The sequence below is a fragment of the Marinobacter sp. F4206 genome, assembly GCF_019392195.1.
Taxonomy (GTDB): Bacteria; Pseudomonadota; Gammaproteobacteria; order Pseudomonadales; family Oleiphilaceae; genus Marinobacter.
The window spans coordinates 880,991-896,369 of record NZ_JAHXKI010000002.1 but is presented as its reverse complement, the minus strand read 5'-3'; the positions used below and the strand labels follow the sequence as shown (position 1 = coordinate 896,369).

General features: G+C 58.3%; 13 protein-coding genes. 7 read left to right on the top strand and 6 right to left on the bottom strand.

The window, feature by feature from the left end:
- Window positions 1-127: 127 nt before the first annotated feature.
- Window positions 128-1,816, top strand: coding sequence for an HAD family hydrolase (locus tag KZO34_RS06540; RefSeq protein ID WP_219474698.1), 1,689 nt, complete (start codon window positions 128-130; stop codon window positions 1,814-1,816).
- Window positions 1,817-1,828: 12 nt separating this feature from the next.
- On the opposite strand, the gene KZO34_RS06535 is transcribed toward KZO34_RS06540, so the two are convergent.
- Both KZO34_RS06535 and KZO34_RS06530 read right to left on the bottom strand, forming a co-directional pair.
- Entirely contained in the window at window positions 1,829-2,566 is a 738-nt protein-coding gene (locus KZO34_RS06535) for a substrate-binding periplasmic protein (RefSeq protein ID WP_219474694.1), read from the bottom strand.
- 96 nt (window positions 2,567-2,662) lie between these two features.
- On the bottom strand, window positions 2,663-4,195 hold the full coding sequence (locus KZO34_RS06530) for a cryptochrome/photolyase family protein (protein ID WP_219474692.1): 1,533 nt from the start codon (window positions 4,193-4,195) through the stop codon (window positions 2,663-2,665).
- Between the two features lie 201 nt (window positions 4,196-4,396).
- Here KZO34_RS06530 and hemN point away from each other — a divergent pair, with 201 nt between their 5' ends.
- From hemN to KZO34_RS06515, 3 genes are all read left to right on the top strand, one after another.
- Window positions 4,397-5,815 (top strand): oxygen-independent coproporphyrinogen III oxidase, encoded by a 1,419-nt coding sequence (gene hemN / locus KZO34_RS06525; RefSeq protein WP_219474689.1) that lies wholly within the window; start codon window positions 4,397-4,399, stop codon window positions 5,813-5,815.
- Window positions 5,816-6,285: 470 nt separating this feature from the next.
- On the top strand, window positions 6,286-6,867 hold the full coding sequence (locus KZO34_RS06520) for an AbiU2 domain-containing protein (protein WP_219474686.1): 582 nt from the start codon (window positions 6,286-6,288) through the stop codon (window positions 6,865-6,867).
- A 71-nt stretch (window positions 6,868-6,938) separates the two neighbouring features.
- Window positions 6,939-7,337, top strand: a complete 399-nt coding sequence (locus tag KZO34_RS06515; RefSeq protein WP_219474683.1) for a GFA family protein — start codon at window positions 6,939-6,941, stop codon at window positions 7,335-7,337.
- A gap of 70 nt (window positions 7,338-7,407) precedes the next feature.
- Here KZO34_RS06515 and KZO34_RS18785 read toward each other — a convergent pair whose 3' ends face one another.
- Window positions 7,408-8,307 (bottom strand): DUF2914 domain-containing protein, encoded by a 900-nt coding sequence (locus tag KZO34_RS18785; RefSeq protein ID WP_219474679.1) that lies wholly within the window; start codon window positions 8,305-8,307, stop codon window positions 7,408-7,410.
- Between the two features lie 377 nt (window positions 8,308-8,684).
- On the opposite strand from KZO34_RS18785, the gene ubiU reads away from it, so the two are divergent.
- Both ubiU and KZO34_RS06500 read left to right on the top strand, forming a co-directional pair.
- Window positions 8,685-9,680: a ubiquinone anaerobic biosynthesis protein UbiU gene (ubiU, locus tag KZO34_RS06505; RefSeq protein ID WP_219474676.1), complete on the top strand. Its 996-nt coding sequence runs from the start codon at window positions 8,685-8,687 to the stop codon at window positions 9,678-9,680.
- Window positions 9,681-9,693: 13 nt separating this feature from the next.
- Entirely contained in the window at window positions 9,694-10,590 is an 897-nt protein-coding gene (locus KZO34_RS06500; RefSeq protein WP_219474672.1) for a U32 family peptidase, read from the top strand.
- A 44-nt stretch (window positions 10,591-10,634) separates the two neighbouring features.
- Here KZO34_RS06500 and ubiT read toward each other — a convergent pair whose 3' ends face one another.
- The 3 genes from ubiT to KZO34_RS06485 form a co-directional block, all read right to left on the bottom strand.
- On the bottom strand, window positions 10,635-11,138 hold the full coding sequence (gene ubiT / locus KZO34_RS06495; RefSeq protein WP_257900219.1) for a ubiquinone anaerobic biosynthesis accessory factor UbiT: 504 nt from the start codon (window positions 11,136-11,138) through the stop codon (window positions 10,635-10,637).
- 152 nt (window positions 11,139-11,290) lie between these two features.
- Window positions 11,291-11,947, bottom strand: a complete 657-nt coding sequence (gene narL / locus KZO34_RS06490) for a two-component system response regulator NarL (protein WP_219474663.1) — start codon at window positions 11,945-11,947, stop codon at window positions 11,291-11,293.
- Between the two features lie 64 nt (window positions 11,948-12,011).
- Complete coding sequence (locus tag KZO34_RS06485; protein WP_219474659.1) at window positions 12,012-13,871, bottom strand: histidine kinase; 1,860 nt, start codon at window positions 13,869-13,871, stop codon at window positions 12,012-12,014.
- A 198-nt stretch (window positions 13,872-14,069) separates the two neighbouring features.
- Between KZO34_RS06485 and KZO34_RS06480 the strand changes: the two genes are divergently transcribed.
- Window positions 14,070-15,338: an MFS transporter gene (locus KZO34_RS06480; protein WP_219474656.1), complete on the top strand. Its 1,269-nt coding sequence runs from the start codon at window positions 14,070-14,072 to the stop codon at window positions 15,336-15,338.
- Window positions 15,339-15,379 lie beyond the last annotated feature (41 nt).

Sequence of the window (15,379 nt, the reverse complement as noted above, 5' to 3'; positions counted from 1 at the left end):
TAATGTGCGAGTTATGTGCAAGTTCGGGAAACTGCGTTTATCTTTTTTATCAGAGCCCCTCGAGTCTTACCGGCATGGCTGCGGATTTCAAGGCCGGTCGAAAAAGGTTTTCTGACGGAGTGAATGTATGGCCCGATTCAGCGATTCCATAGCGGCGCCTTCGGTGCTGATTTTTGACTGGCATGGCACCCTGGTGGATACCCACGACGCCATGTTCAGTGCCATGGAAGACATGCTGCCGCAGCTAGAAGAACTGAATCTGGTGGAACGGCTGCTGCCCGAGGACAAGTGCCGGACGGCGGATGACGCCAGGCTGGTTCGCTATATCCGGATCTTTCGGCGCCTGCACCCGCGGATACTGGCCGAGCGACGGGTGTCCCGGACCGACATCTTCAACGCGATTTTTGGCGATGACCGGGACGCCAAGCTGATCGCCCATAACGCCTATAACGAGGCCTACCGTCGGTACTTCGGCAAGGTCCGACCCTTCCAGCCCGGCGCTTATGAGTACCTGTCGGCGCTCAAGGCCATGGGCATCAAGCTGGCGGTCTCCACCAATCGGAACCGGGAGTTCCTGGATAAGGAAATGGTCACCGTTGACGAAGGCCGCTGGCAGCATCTGTTTGATGCGACGGTGTGCGCCGACGACGTTACCGAGTACAAACCGGATCCCGAAGTCATCCTCAAGACCCTGGAGAAGCTGGGGTTGCCCGCGGATGATCGCGCCTGGTACGTGGGTGACAGCTACGTCGACATGCTGACGGCGAACAAGGCGGGGGTGGCGGGCGTGTTCTACAACGGGGCCTGCTGGGAACCTGATCGCATTAACAGCTGGTTTTCCTTTCGCGATGCCCCGTCGGCCATTCTCGACAGCTTCGAAGACCTGCTGGACCTGTTGGCGCTGCTGGAACGCAGCCACCCGGAGGCGTTTCGTCAGGCACCGGCCGAAGTGCGGCCCAAACCGTTTCCACCACCCCGGCGGCCGGAACCGCGGGTGGAGGCGGACTGGCACCCTGCCGTGGTCAAGCTCATCCGTCCCTCGGTGGTGCTGTTCGACTGGCATGCGACGCTGGTGGATACCCTTGATGCCATGTACCACGCCGTGGACGACATGCTGCCGGACTTTCACAAGCTGGACCTGATGGACCGCATGGTGGCGCCCGAAGACAGTAAGACCCCGGAAGATGCCCGGCTGGTGGCTTATGTCCGGGAGTTTGCACGCCTTCACCCGAAGGTAAAGGCGGACCGCAAGATTTCACGGACGGATATCTTTGAGGTGCTGTTTGGCGACGATCAGGAGTCGAAGCAGGTTGCTCATCGGGCCTTCAATTATCACTACCGCACTCACTACGGCACCGTGAAAGCTTTCGAGCCCCGGGTGCGGGATGTGCTTGAGGGACTGAGACGTTTGCACATGCAGGTCGGGGTGATCACCAACCGGGATCGCGAGTTCTTTGAGCACGAACTGGCAGCCGTGGAAGACACTGGCTGGACGGATCTGTTCGATGTGGACGTGTGCGGCGACGATACACCCCTGCGCAAACCCCACCCGGACCAGTTGCTGTTGGCGGTGCAGAAACTGGATTATCCGCCGGACCCCAGCGTCTGGTATGTCGGCGACAGCACCACCGATGTGATTGCCGCCAAACGGGCAGGGATGACCTCGGTATTCTTCAACGGCGCCCAATGGGACCTGCCGTGGTTGAACCGGATTTTCCCCGGCACCCACAAACACCCGGACAAGCCGGACGTGGTGGTCAATGATTTCTCGGAATTCTGGGCCCTGGTCCTCGCCTGTGAGGTCGGGCCGCCGTAACCGCCAGGGTGGCTAGATGGTGGGCGGGATATCACCGGTTTTCAGGGAGACCTGATCGCTCATGCAGGCCGGCAGGTGCCGGTTGAAGCGGGCAAGAAATCCCGGATGCTCGCTGGTGAAGTCGTTGCTGAGGTACAGATAAAGCGGCGCTTGGCGAAGGAATCGCTTGTGCAGTTTTTTCTCGGCACCATAGCTGTCGGCTTTGAGTCCGGCCATTACCCGCTCGTCCATCAACGCAGCATCAATCCGGTCGCGCTCAAGCAAGGCGAGTAACTGACCGGGAGAGGCCACACTCATAAAGACCTCATAGCCGTTCGCCCTGAGCCAGGATTCCTCGTTGCTGCCATCCACGACGCCGATTCGGGCACGACGTGTGTCGACCTGGGGGGTGACGGTGAAGAAATACCATTTGGCCTTGGCAACGGGCGCGCTACGGTGGGCAGTGGCGTCCAGCTCCGCCGAGGGGTCAATCGCAAAATAGCCATCGACTCGGTTGCGGCGCAGAGAATGGATGGCACGTTTGGGCGGCGTTACGCGAATGTTCGCAGACCAGCCGGCCTGTCCGGCCGCGCAGGCAATGGTCTCGACCGTCTCGCCGGCAACCTGCTTCCCGAGTTCAGGGGCAATGGCGTCCGTCACCTGATAAGGCGGGGCCTCAAAGGTGTAAAGATTGAGTTCACGGGTCTGAGCCTGGCATACCGGTAATACAAGGGTGCCCAGCAGGCCAGCAATGATAGGCGGTATCTTCATGATGACCGTTCTCGTTGCGCCACTGATACCTGAGCGTAACAGTCCTGCGAGGGGGGCGCCTTTGAACTTTAGGATGTGTCTTCCAATGCGTCCGACCTATAGTTTCTCAATATTCGCCAGTAACGCGTCGGCCCGGTGAAGCAGTGCTTCCCGCCTCTCCGGTTTCTGTTTGTCCCAGTTGCGATACATCATGCCCATCCGGGGATTCCCCGCGAAATCATCCCGGTGCCGGTCAATAAAGTGCCAGTACAGTGCGTTGAAGGGGCAGGCATCGTCTTCCGTGCTCTTGTTCACCTTGTAGTGACAGTTGCTGCAATGGTCGGACATGCGGTTGATGTATTTGCCGCTGGCGGCGTAGGGTTTGGAGCCGAGATAGCCGCCGTCGGCGTGCATCACCATGCCCAGCACATTGGGTAATTCCACCCAGTCGTAGGCGTCGGCGTAGACCGCGAGGTACCAGTCGCAGATTTCTTCCGGTGTGACACCGGCGAGCAGGGCAAAGTTGCCGGTCACCATCAGTCGCTGGATGTGGTGGGCATAGGCATTGCGCCGGGTGGCGTCGATGGCCTTGTGCATACACCGCATCTTGGTGTCCCCGGTCCAGTAGAACCAGGGCAGGGCCCGGGTGTTGCCGAGGCGGTTTTCCCGGGCGTATTCCGGCATGTGCAGCCAGTAGATACCCCGGACGAACTCGCGCCAGCCGATGATCTGCCGGACGAACCCCTCCACCGCATTGATAGGCGCCTGCCCGGCATACCAGGCTTTTGCGGCTGCCTCACAGACTGCAAGTGGATCCAGCAGGCCGCAGTTGATGTAGGGCGAAAGGATGGAGTGAAAGAGCCAGTCTTCGGTATCTGAAATGGCATCCTGAAAATCACCGAAGCAGGGCAGGGCGAAATCGATGAAGTGCTCGAGCGCCGCCCCGGCATCCTCGGGCGTGACGGCGAAGTGGAAATCCTCGGTGGTGCCGAAGTGATCGGCAAAGTGGTCATCCACCAGTGCGATCACCTGCCGGGTGATGGCATCCGGCTCGACACGGAAGGGGGCGGGTGCCGGCGGTTTGCCGGTCCATTTTTTCCGGTTGTCGGCGTCGAAGTTCCACTGGCCACCTTCCGGATCGCCGTCGCTTGTCATCAACAAGCCTGTTTTTCGGCGCATTTCCCGGTAGAAGAACTCCATACGCAGCTGTTTTCGCCCTTCGGCCCAGTCCGCAAACTCCTGCTTGCTGGCAATGAAACGGGTATCCGGGCGAATCTCCACGGGCACACCCAGTCTTTCGTGCCACTGGCTGATCTGCGAATGCAGCCGCCACTCCCCGCACTCGGTGGTGATGACTTTGTCCGGCGTCCACGCCTTCACCCGTTCGGCAATCACCGCTTCCAGGCTCTGGCATTCATTGTCCGGCTGATAGGCCTGGTAGTGCACCTGCCAGCCGTCCTGTTCGAGTTGCCTGGCGAAATGCCGCATGGCACTGAACAGCAGCACCAGTTTTTTCTTGTGGTGGTTGGTGTAGCCGGCCTCGTCGCCGACTTCGGCCATAACGATCCGATCCTGGCTCGGGTCGGCATCGTCGAGGGCACTGATGTCGGGCGTCAGTTGATCGCCCAGGATCAGGATCAGGTTGGCCATGTCAGGTTACTCCATAGATTCCGGTATGCCCCAAAGGGGGTAGCCAGAATACGCCAAGGGCGCAAGGGTGGTTCAGGAGGCCGAGTGATAGACTGAAAGTCATCACCAACTGACCCGCATCAATCGTTGCCGGGCCGGAGTTCGCGATAATGACGGGACTTTCCGGTCTACTGATTCCTTCCAACGTTCAGAGTTTTTATTATGTCTTCCGAAACCGCCGTTGCAGCTGCTTCAAACGAACTTCCGGCTTTCATCTGGGATGATGCCCTGATCCGCCGTTATGACCTCAGCGGCCCCCGTTATACCTCCTACCCGACGGCCGTGGAGTTCACGCCCGATTACACGGTGGAAGACATGGTCAAAGCGGCTGCCCGCAGCAAGGCCAGTGCCCGGCCCTTGTCCCTGTACACCCACCTGCCGTTCTGTGCCCACCTCTGTTATTACTGCGCCTGCAATAAGGTCATCACCAAGAAGCGCGACAAGGCGATGCCCTATGTGGAGCGGGTACTGAAAGAGGCGGGCATCCAGTCCAGGCTGTTCGGGGCGGACCGACCGGTCAAGCAGCTGCACTGGGGCGGCGGCACACCCACCTTCCTGCCGCGGGATGTGATGCAGCACCTGATGGCCGGTTACGCGGAACTCTTTAACCTGCAGACCGGTGATGAGCGGGATTACAGCGTGGAGATCGATCCCCGCGAGGTCGATCAGGATACCCTGCCGACACTGTGGGAACTGGGCTTTAACCGCATTAGTCTGGGTGTCCAGGATGTAAATCCGCAGGTGCAGAAAGCGGTAAACCGGATCCAGCCACGGGACATGACCGAGGCGGTTCTCAACGAGGCCCGCCGGATTGGCTTCCGCTCCATCAACCTCGACCTGATCTACGGCCTGCCTTACCAGACACCGGAGAGTTTCGCCGAGACCCTGGAGGCGGTGATCGAAATGTCCCCGGACCGGCTATCGGTGTTCAGCTACGCGCACCTGCCGGACCGGTTCTACCCGCAGACCCGCATCCAGAGCGAGACCCTGCCAAGTCCACAGCAGAAGCTGACCATCCTGCATAACACCATCAACCGGCTGCTCGAGGCCGGGTACGAATACATTGGCATGGACCACTTTGCCAAACCGGACGACAGTCTGGCGGTGGCTCAGCGCGAAGGTCGCCTGCACCGGAACTTCCAGGGCTACACCACCCATTCCGACTGCGATCTGGTGTCCCTGGGTGTCTCCGCCATCGGCCAGACCGACGATGCCTACTTCCAGAACAACCACGACCTGCCAGCCTGGGAAGCGGCCATCGATGCCGGCCAGCTGGCGATCACCCGGGGTGTGAGCCTGAGCCGGGATGACCGCATCCGCCGCTGGGTAATCGGTCAGCTGATCTGTCAGTTCCGGCTGGATCGCCAGCAGTTTGCCGCCGAGTGGCAGGAAGACTTCGATCGCTACTTTGCCGATGAACTGAATCGCCTCAAACCGATGGTGCAGGATGAGCTAATCGCCGACGCGGGCACGGTCCTGCAGGTACAGCCCTCCGGCCGCCTGCTGATTCGCGCCATCTGCCAGATCTTCGACCTGTACCGCAAGGAAGGCGCCAGCCAGCGGTTTTCCCGGATTATCTGATCTCCAATAGCCCTGAGAGTGATCTCTCAGGGCCTTTCCACGGGTGAATCCGTGGTTGAGTCCCTGGATGGCTTGGGTCAGCCCAGACGAGTTTCGATTTACGCTTCCCTCCCCATAAGCCGGGGGCGGCAGGCACTCTGACGAACGCTGGGGAGCCATACGGTCTTATGGAGATCAACGACAAGTGTCGCAAAACGTCGTGGAATAAGTGCGTTAAAGCTTACAAGTCTATGAAATTTATGGAATAGTGCGGTTGGATGAAAGCGGGATAGACGAACCTGAAGTTCGCACCAAAAACGACAAACTGCGTTTATCTCCGCGGGATTTTTTGTGGCTCGAAAGGCTATATATCTGATTTTTAAAGATAAAGCGATGCCGTTCCTCCTTGGGTGTTGAGGGATAACCGCGTGAGGGATAGACGTCATTTGTCGTTGCATCAGCTGTTATATTTCTCGGAACTGGAGCATTAGATGCTGGACCTCGATAGGTTTATCGTTGAGCTAGACCGTTTGATTACGACAGTCCACTTCTACGACGAGGTCTACTCCAACGAGGAAGGCATCAAGGCGATCAGTGGGTTATCTTTGAAAGCTGCAAAGATAATTCAGCTTTCGGTTCACAATGACATCATTCTCTCAACCGCACGACTGTTATTCGACGGTAAAGGCTATGAGTCATCCGGAACCACATACGAATATCTCAGTCTGTACAACTTGGTTTCCACCTATGAAGAGCACGTTGATCAGGAGTTGCAGGAACATCGAAATAAAATCCTGAAATTAAAGCAAAAGATCAATGTTAAAGATTACCGAGACTTAGTAATTGCGCATAACGTTAAAGCTACCATTACGGGCCAGAATCCCATCCCCAAGCACCAAATTGAAGCTCAAACTTTGTTGGATTTGCTCAGAGAATCGAGGTCACTGTTGTTTGGCATACGATTGAAAGTCGCTCGGGAAAATGGGGAGACAAGTCTTCCCGTCACTGATGGCAACGTGCATCGTTGCGGTGTTGGGAGAAAGTTCGTACAGCGAATCAAAAAAAAGATATAACCAATGCAGGCAAGGGAGGCTCCTGACATCGCGCCCCTGCTGCTCGCGTTGTCACACAAGGAAGTGCATCAATGAAGCAAACGGGTAGCTGTCTCTGCGGAGGCATCCAATACGAAATCAACGGTCCGCTGACTGATGTCCTGAACTGTCATTGCTCAATGTGCCGGAAGCTACACGCCTCAGCGTTCAGAACCCGCGCAAAGGTGCAGTCTTCCGATTGGCACACAGTCAAGGGTCAGGAATTGATGAAGTTCTACGAATCCTCTCCGGGTGAGCACAAGGGCTTTTGCTCAAATTGCGGTTCCAGCCTCTACACAAAATTCGATGCAAACCCCGAGATCTATGGCTTTCCACTCGGAACACTCGATATAGACCCGGGAGTAAAAGCGGAGCGCCACGTATTCGTGGGCAGTAAGGCGCCCTGGTTCGAGATCACGGACGATCTGCCTCAGCATACGGAGTATGACTGAGGCAGTGAAAACAAGCCGCGTCACTCAGACGGTGCACTTCTCCTTGCTCCCATGCTGCTTCCGGCTTCGGTTATAGAGGCAGAATGGAAAACGCCCCCGTGGCCAAAAGCTCGCCTTCTGCTGTGATCACCTCAACTCGCCAGTCTCCCAACATGTGTCGGTCGATATACTTGGCTGAGGATGCGCGCATGGGGTCAACCGACGGCTTGATTTCCACCCGCGCAACCCGTTCGTCCTCCAGGTACCAGTCGTGAAAGTGCAGCTGATCTTCCATGCCCTGGATTTCGGTAAACAGGTAAATTCGAATCAGTCCGTCGCTGTCCATCGTCAAAACGTTCGGGATTTCGTCGATGGGCTCTTTTTCCGCCAGGCCGGTACTCAGTTGCGCCCGGATCAAGTGATCAGACAGTATCTTGATCGACGCAGCATCTTCGGGGGGCGGTTCGGATTCTCCTGCAGCCGGCGCCGGAAGGGAGGAGGGGTCTACCGATGACACCGGTTCGCTCGCCTGCCTGGCCAGCTCAGGGGGTGCGGGTTCAGCACTGGATTCACTCGACGCTGTCCCGGCCGCAGTTTCGGACATGGAGACAGGCGTTTCTGCGACTTCCGCTTGAACCGAAAGTGCCTGGTCCGGCATGCGAGGGCTTGCGCCAGATTCCGGTTTTTCTTTTGATGCGGTCTTCGGGAACTGGATAGATGCAGGCTCGGCGGACGCGGGCTGGTCGATGAATACCGAGGGGAGAGGGGGCGCCTCACCTTCCTGATTCTCTGCCAGCACTTCCTTTTGTTCCACGGTGCCAAAAATCTCAAAGGCGCCCCAGGTTATGCCCCCCACCACCAGAACTAATACGAAAAGAGCAGCAATGATGCGCCCCCAATAATACACAACGATTTCCTGGGGTTCGTCGGGCTCGGGTAGGCCGGAGGACGGAACTGAATAAGGTAGGTCTGGCGGTATCGCTGTTTTCACCGGTCGTTCTTCCTTGAAGCGGGCAATGGATGATTCGAATGTGCAAAACAGCTTCACGTTAGGGATCGCGAAGGTGTTTGGCGATAAAAGGGGGGAACTTCCCAGCACGGGAGACAAAATCCTTGGAAGTAAACTATAGCAAACTGGGGCAAGTGCGAGGCTAATAATCGCGGTGTTTCCGCATTGCTCCCGGCAGACCGGCAATTGCCGGTGTCGGTCACTTTCTCCCTCGGTCGGCCACGCTTAAGCTTTCTGCCATTTGCCCCGTCAGGAAACTTTGCAGGTAAAACCCCGCCGAGCTATGGCTCTGATAAAGGTCAAGGCATCGCCGAGCTCTCGCCGTTATTCTCCAAGTATCTATTTTTGGGGAGAAAATCATGGAGCTCGTCTGTCCGGCCGGCAGCCTGCCGGCGATGAAAGCCGCTGTCGATAACGGTGCCAACGCGGTCTACTTCGGTTTCCGTGACAGCACCAATGCCCGCCAGTTCGCCGGCCTGAACTTCAACGACAAACGTGCCGCCGAAGGCATTGAATATGCCCATAAACGGGGCAGCCGGGTGTTCTGTGCCATCAATACCTACCCGCAACCGGATGGCTGGGAACTGTGGAAAGGCGCCGTGGACCGGGCGGCAGGCCTGGGGGTGGACGCCATCATCCTGGCCGACATGGGCCTGCTGGATTATGCCGCCAACCGTTATCCGACCATTCCCCGGCACCTGTCCGTTCAGGGCTCTGCCACCAGCCATGAAGCCCTAAAATTCTACAAGGACAATTTCGATATCCGGCGGGCGGTCCTGCCCCGGGTACTTTCCCTCGATCAGGTGCGGGGTGTTGCAAAGCAAAGCCCGGTTGAGCTGGAAGTTTTCGCCTTTGGCAGTCTGTGCATTATGGCCGAGGGCCGCTGCTACCTGTCGTCCTACCTGACGGACGAATCCCCCAACACCCGCGGCGCCTGTTCACCCGCCAAGGCCGTGCGCTGGCAGGAGACCACCCAGGGGCTGGAGTCGCGCCTGAACGATGTGCTGATCGACCGTTACGGTCCGGGTGAATCCGCCGGTTACCCGACCCTCTGCAAGGGCCGGTTCGAGGTGGAAGGCAGCGTCTATCACGCCATCGAGGAACCGGTGAGCCTGAGTACTCTGGATCTGTTGCCCGACTTGCAGGCGCTGGGGATCAGCGCGGTGAAGATCGAGGGGCGCCAGCGCAGCCCTGCCTACATTGCCGACGTGGCACGGACCTGGCGTCAGGCTCTGGACAGCCTGAAAAGAACACCGGGTATGTTTGCCGTAGAGGATGGCTGGCGCAACACTCTGTCCGGGCTCTCCGAAGGTGGGCTGACCACCCTGGGCGCCTATCACCGAAAGTGGAAATAAGGTTCTTTCAATCATGATGAAACTTTCTCTCGGCCCCATCCTCTGGTTCTGGTCCAGGCAGAGCGTGTTCGATTTTTACGCCAAGGCGGCGGAGTGGCCGGTGGATACCATTTACCTGGGGGAGGCGGTCTGCTCCCGTCGGCGGGAACTGAAGCCCGACGACTGGTTTGACCTGGCCCGGGACCTCAAAGCCTGCGGCAAGGAGGTGGTGATTTCTACCCAGACCCTGATCGAGTCCGACGCCGACTTGAGGCGCCTGCGCCGGATCTGCGATCAGAACGAATTCCTGGTGGAGGCCAACGATCAGAGCGCCGTGCAGGTCGCCATCCATCACCACATTCCATTTGTGACCGGCCCCTCCATGAACATCTATAACGTCGCCACTCTCAAGATGCTGGCGAAGCAGGGACTGAAAGGTTGGAGCCTGCCAGTGGAACTGGGCAGGGAAACCCTTGAACAGTTGATCACCGGCTTGAAACAGGAAGGCCTGGAGTTGCCTGCCGAAGTGTTCGCCTGGGGCTTTCTGCCTCTGGCGTGGTCCTCCCGCTGTTTCACCGCCCGCCATTACAACCTGCCCAAGGACAACTGTGAGTTCCGCTGTTTGCAGCACCCGGATGGCATGGAACTGCGCTCAAGAGAGTCCCAGGAGTTGTTCCGCCTGAACGGTATTTCCACCCTGTCGGGTTCCCGCTATGACCTGATGCGGGAACTGCCGGATATGGAGCGGATGGGTGTGAGCACGGTGCGCCTGAGCCCGGAGCATCAAGGCATGGATGAGGTAATCAGGCGCTTCGATCAGGTACGCCGGGGCGAGGCGCCGGCTACAGACCCGTTACAGCTGGTGGAAGCGCCACCCTGTAACGGGTACTGGTATGGCAAGCCGGGGATGGATCTGATTGGTAACGGCTGACCCGAGCCGCCGGATTGTACAAATACCGGAGTTGGAGGCCTGCATCAGGGGCCTGGAAACAGGATGGCCCTGAGGCTGACACTCCACTCCAGGCCATCCAGCAGGTTCTTCAACGCAAGCCCCAGTTCGGTATCTCCCTCAATAACAAGGCGGCGTTGGAAGAACAGCTGATCCGGATCCTGCTTTCGCTCGGCGAGAGTTTTGAAAGCTGTTAGAGAGCCCCGGATGGTGGCTTCACCGGGACCTTCAATGACCCGCAATCTTCCCTCCCAGAATCCGATGGTCACGCCTGGCTGACCTCCGTTGGCCTCCAGTCGTACTCGTCGGCCCTCAAAGTAATCGAACTCACCGTCGGCTATAGCGACAGCGAACATTCGATTCAACGGCGCCTCGGCGACCAGCTGTTTGAATAGCATGGGAGTGCGCTGGTCGATGGCGCTGAGTACCGGACTGGGAGACGGCAAGAATTCCAGAAACATCGCCATGGATTGCTTGAGCAATGGGGGCGGTGCGGAAAATGAGGGAGGTTTGGGCAGCGACAGGGGCATGGTTGGCTCCGTTTTGGGTAACGGGAGCAGCATAGGTGACGTGGCAGCTGGGGGCTTTGATATAACTCAGGCAGTGATGGCGGAAAGCGGGATCAAAAGAAGACTTCTTCCGATCCCGACCCACCATTTTCGGGCCCCGGCTTACGGTACGCCTATCGGTGCAGGCCTTCCTCGACCGCCCAAACTGCCACCTCGACCCGGGAGCGCAGGTTCAGCTTTTTCAGCAGATGCTTCACGTGCACTTTTACCGTACCGTCGCTGATATCGAGTTTACGGCCAATCATCTTGTTGGAAAGGCCCTCGGCAATCAGGCGCAGGATATCCTTCTCCCGGGGCGTCAGGCTGTCAAAGTCCGGGCGTGAGGCCTGTTGCGGTTTGTTGGATCGCAGCGCCTGGGCCAGCAGCGTGGTCAGTCGCTCGCTGATCACCATCTTGCCCACTGCTGCCTGGTGCAGTTGGCGGATCATGTCCTCGGGCTCCATGTCCTTGAGCAGGTAGCCATCAGCACCAGCGCGCAGGGCGGCAACCACATCGTCCTCGTAGTCGGAAACCGTGAACATGATGATCCGGGAGCTGATGTTCTGTTGCCGGAGTTTCTCAAGGGCTTCGATGCCGTTCATCTCGGGCATGTTCAGATCCATCAGGATCAGGTCCGGTTCGATTTCCGTGGCCAGACGAATGCCGTCGGAGGCGTTGCTGGCCTCGCCTACGACTTCCATATCGTCTTCCATTTCAATCAACTGCTTGATGCCCTGGCGTAGAAGCGGATGATCATCAATCAGCAGAATGCTCGCGGGGGTCTCTGACATGGGGACTCTGGTTCCTTTTCTGCTTTCCGGTCTGCTCAATGGCAGACCTTGTATGTAATCCGGGTCAGGCGCTTGGCGCTTCTGTCGGAATGAGGTTTCGACTTTTGGGGATGAAAGACAGCGACACTTCCACACCCCCTTCCTCGCGGTTCTTCACCTGCACCTGCCCACCAAGTGTCCTGGCGCGGTCTTGCATGATGACAAGACCGTAGTGATTGACCGGTTGGTCGCCTCCGGGCAGCCCCTTGCCGTTGTCGCGGATCCGCGCTTTCACCTTCGGTGATTCGAAGCTTACCTCGACTGCGACCTCGCTGGCGTCGGCGTGCTTCACAGCATTGGCCAACCCCTCGCGAACGATTTGAAGGGTGTGGATTTCCTCATTCGGGGACAGCGTATTCGGCGGCAGATTGTAAAACAGTTGCACGGGCTTACCGAGTCGTTCCGAGAATTCCTCAACCGTGTACTGGAGTGCCGACGACAGGTCGGGCGTGTCGAGTTTGAGTCGGAAGGTCGTCAATAGCTCACGCAGTTGCCGGTAGGCGCTGTTCAGGCCGGTACTGAGCTCATCCAGAATGGCCTCGTGGGTGGCCTCCTGTTCACCGACAATGTTGAGTCTGCGCAGACGGGCCACCTGCATTTTCAGGTACGACAGAGACTGCGCCAGTGAATCGTGCAGCTCACGGGCAATGACGGTGCGCTCTTCGGCCAGTGTCAGTTGCTGTTCCTCGGTGATCTGGCGCTCAAGGAAAATGGCTGTCGCCAACTGGTCACTCAATGTTTCCAGCAACCGGCGGGCCGTCTGGGACAGTTCCCGGTCGGCCGGATACCAGACTTCCAGCGTACCCAGCAACTGGCCGGGAGTGCGAATGGGCAGCAACAGGCGGCGGCCGTCGTTATCTTCGACCGGCAGTTCTTCGTATTGCTCGGGCTCTACGAGGCAGGCATTGCAGTGATGGTCCCGACAGTAGAAAGGCCGCTCGCGGGTCGCGGTCGTGACGGCCTGAACGGGCTGGGACGAGTTTTTGTCATGCAGGTATATCTGCATAGGACCAATGCCAAGCAGTTGCTCCAGTTGCTGCAGCATCGGCACGGCGCCGTCGCACAGATCGTGATTGGCGAACAGGCTTCGGCTGGAAGTATGAAGAAGTTGCAGGGCGGCGTGACTCTTTTCCAGCTCTTCGGTCTTGCTGCGGACGCGTTCTTCCAGCTCGTGGTAGGTGAGAGCCAGCTCACTGGTCATCTGGTCGAACGCATGCCCGAGCTGGGCGAGTTCATCAGAGCCTTTCAGGCGGGCCTTGTGTGAGAAATCCTGTTGCCGGACCGCGCCGGCAATATCAACAAGCTTCCGCAAGGGCCGCAATACACGGTTCTTCAGGTCAATGAACAGCGCGAGAATGATCAGGATGGAAAAGGCCAGGCTGATAATCTGGATCAGGTGCAGGAGGTCGATTCGGGCTTCCGTGCGCTCCTCAAGCATGGTGACCATCTGGTCGACTTCGCGAACGTAGGCGTCTGTTGCCTCAATCAGATCGGCGTTCACCAGTGCGCCGGGGGTATGGCTCTCCAGCGTGGGCTTGAGGCCGGATTTCCAGGAGTCCAGAATCGTTTGATACTGCTTCGCCAGGGGGTGCTCCGGGTCTTCCGGAATGGCCTTGGTAATGCCGACATTAATCAGGCGTGCTGTGTACTTCTCGGTGAGCCCGGCAAAGGAACCGGTATCCCGCTCGTATTGCTTGGGGCCAGCGGCCCTGGACAGGAGCTGGAACGCTCCCATCCGGAGTGCACCAGCCTGGTTGATGGCCGTTGCGTTGCCTTCGATGCTTTTTGAAACGGCAAGGGTGGCTGCCATGCTGACCAGGGCGGTGAGCACCACAGCTCCGACAACAACCGCGAGCCGGTTCACGAGAGATGTTCTGGATTTCATTGATCGTCGTCTTTTGGGTTGCCTCGACATAGAGCGGGCGACCTCAGTTCCCGATGTGCATGGTGACTGAACCGGAGTAAGCCTTCTACCTCCTTGAGAATAGTCATTTACCCCAAGAGGCGATAGCCCATCATAGTCTTTGACCCCTTGCAGGGCAAAAGATGAAACTAAAAGTTGGGTTTCGATGGGAGGCGACCAATGGTGGAAGATCTGGAGGGCAAGGAAGACAGACTGACCTCTCTGGCTGTTGTTCTTCCGCTGGCGCTCGTGGGATTTTTTGTTGCATCCGGTTGCTGGACCCTCTTTGCCGTTGCTGGTGTGCATGTGCGGGCAGAGTTATCGCTGAGCAGCCTCCAGTTTGGCTTCCTGCTGGCAATGCCTATGGCCGTCAGCGCCCTGCTGGCGATTCCGGCGGGTCTTGCGGCCCAGAACGTCGGTGCGCGCCGGGTTATGCTGCTGTGTCTGGCCGGCCTGGCTGGATGTATGGTTATTCTGCTGAGCACCAGGAGCTTTTTCGGATACCTGCTGGCGGCCGGTGGATTGGGCCTGGCAGGCGGGTTTTATTGCGCCGGGCTGCAATTTGTGACCGCCCACTGTGAACTCAGACGACTGGGGCTGGTACTGGGTGTGTTTGGCAGTGGCGTGACCGGAGCCGGTTTGAACTACTACCTGGTGCCGTTGTTTGCCGAGGCATTCTCGTGGCGGGGCGTGGCACTCGCGTACCTGGTGGTGTTGCTTCTGATTCTGGCGTTGATGCTCATGCTGACATCATCCGAGGATGCAAAGGCGGCCCCCGCTGTCCAAGGTGGGCTGCGGCGCAGGTACAGCAACAACAAACGGATCCGGCGTTGGCAGGCCTGCGCATTCTTCGGCGTGGTCGCAGGTAGTTTCTTTGCCCTGGCACTCTGGTTGCCAGATTACCTTTCCTCCCAGTTCCGGTTGGATGTCCAGGCAGGAGCGCGTCTGTCACAGTGGTTTGTGATTCCCGGGGCACTTGCGCAGATCGTTGGCGGTGCCCTGTCTGACCGGTATGGTTCCGCGGCTGTTATAAGTCGGTCGTTGGTAGTCTGTCTGGTCTCCCTGTTCGTGCTTTCCTACCCGCCGATGACACTGTTCATCCGAGGCAGTGAGTCTGTCATAGAGCTGGAGTTTGCATTGCCCCTGTCCGTGGAGGCCGCGTTCATCATAGCGCTGGGGCTTGCCATGGGCTGTGCCATGGGCAGCCTTCAGCGCCTGGCCATTCTGAATGGCCAGGCGTCCGTGGCCCTGGTGTCGGGTCTGCTACTGGTCGGTGCCTGTTCCGTTGCGTTTCTACTGCCCGTGATTTTTGGTGCCGTGAACTACTGGTTGGGCATTCGCACTGCGGTATTCATGATTCTGTTTATCCTGCTGGCGGGCTGTTTGCTCATGTTCGCCCGGGACAGCCGCCAACGTGAGCGTCAATCGTTCCTCCACCGGGTGATATGAGCGCCCTACCACCAGTGAGGTAGGGCCGGGTTATGTGGTAG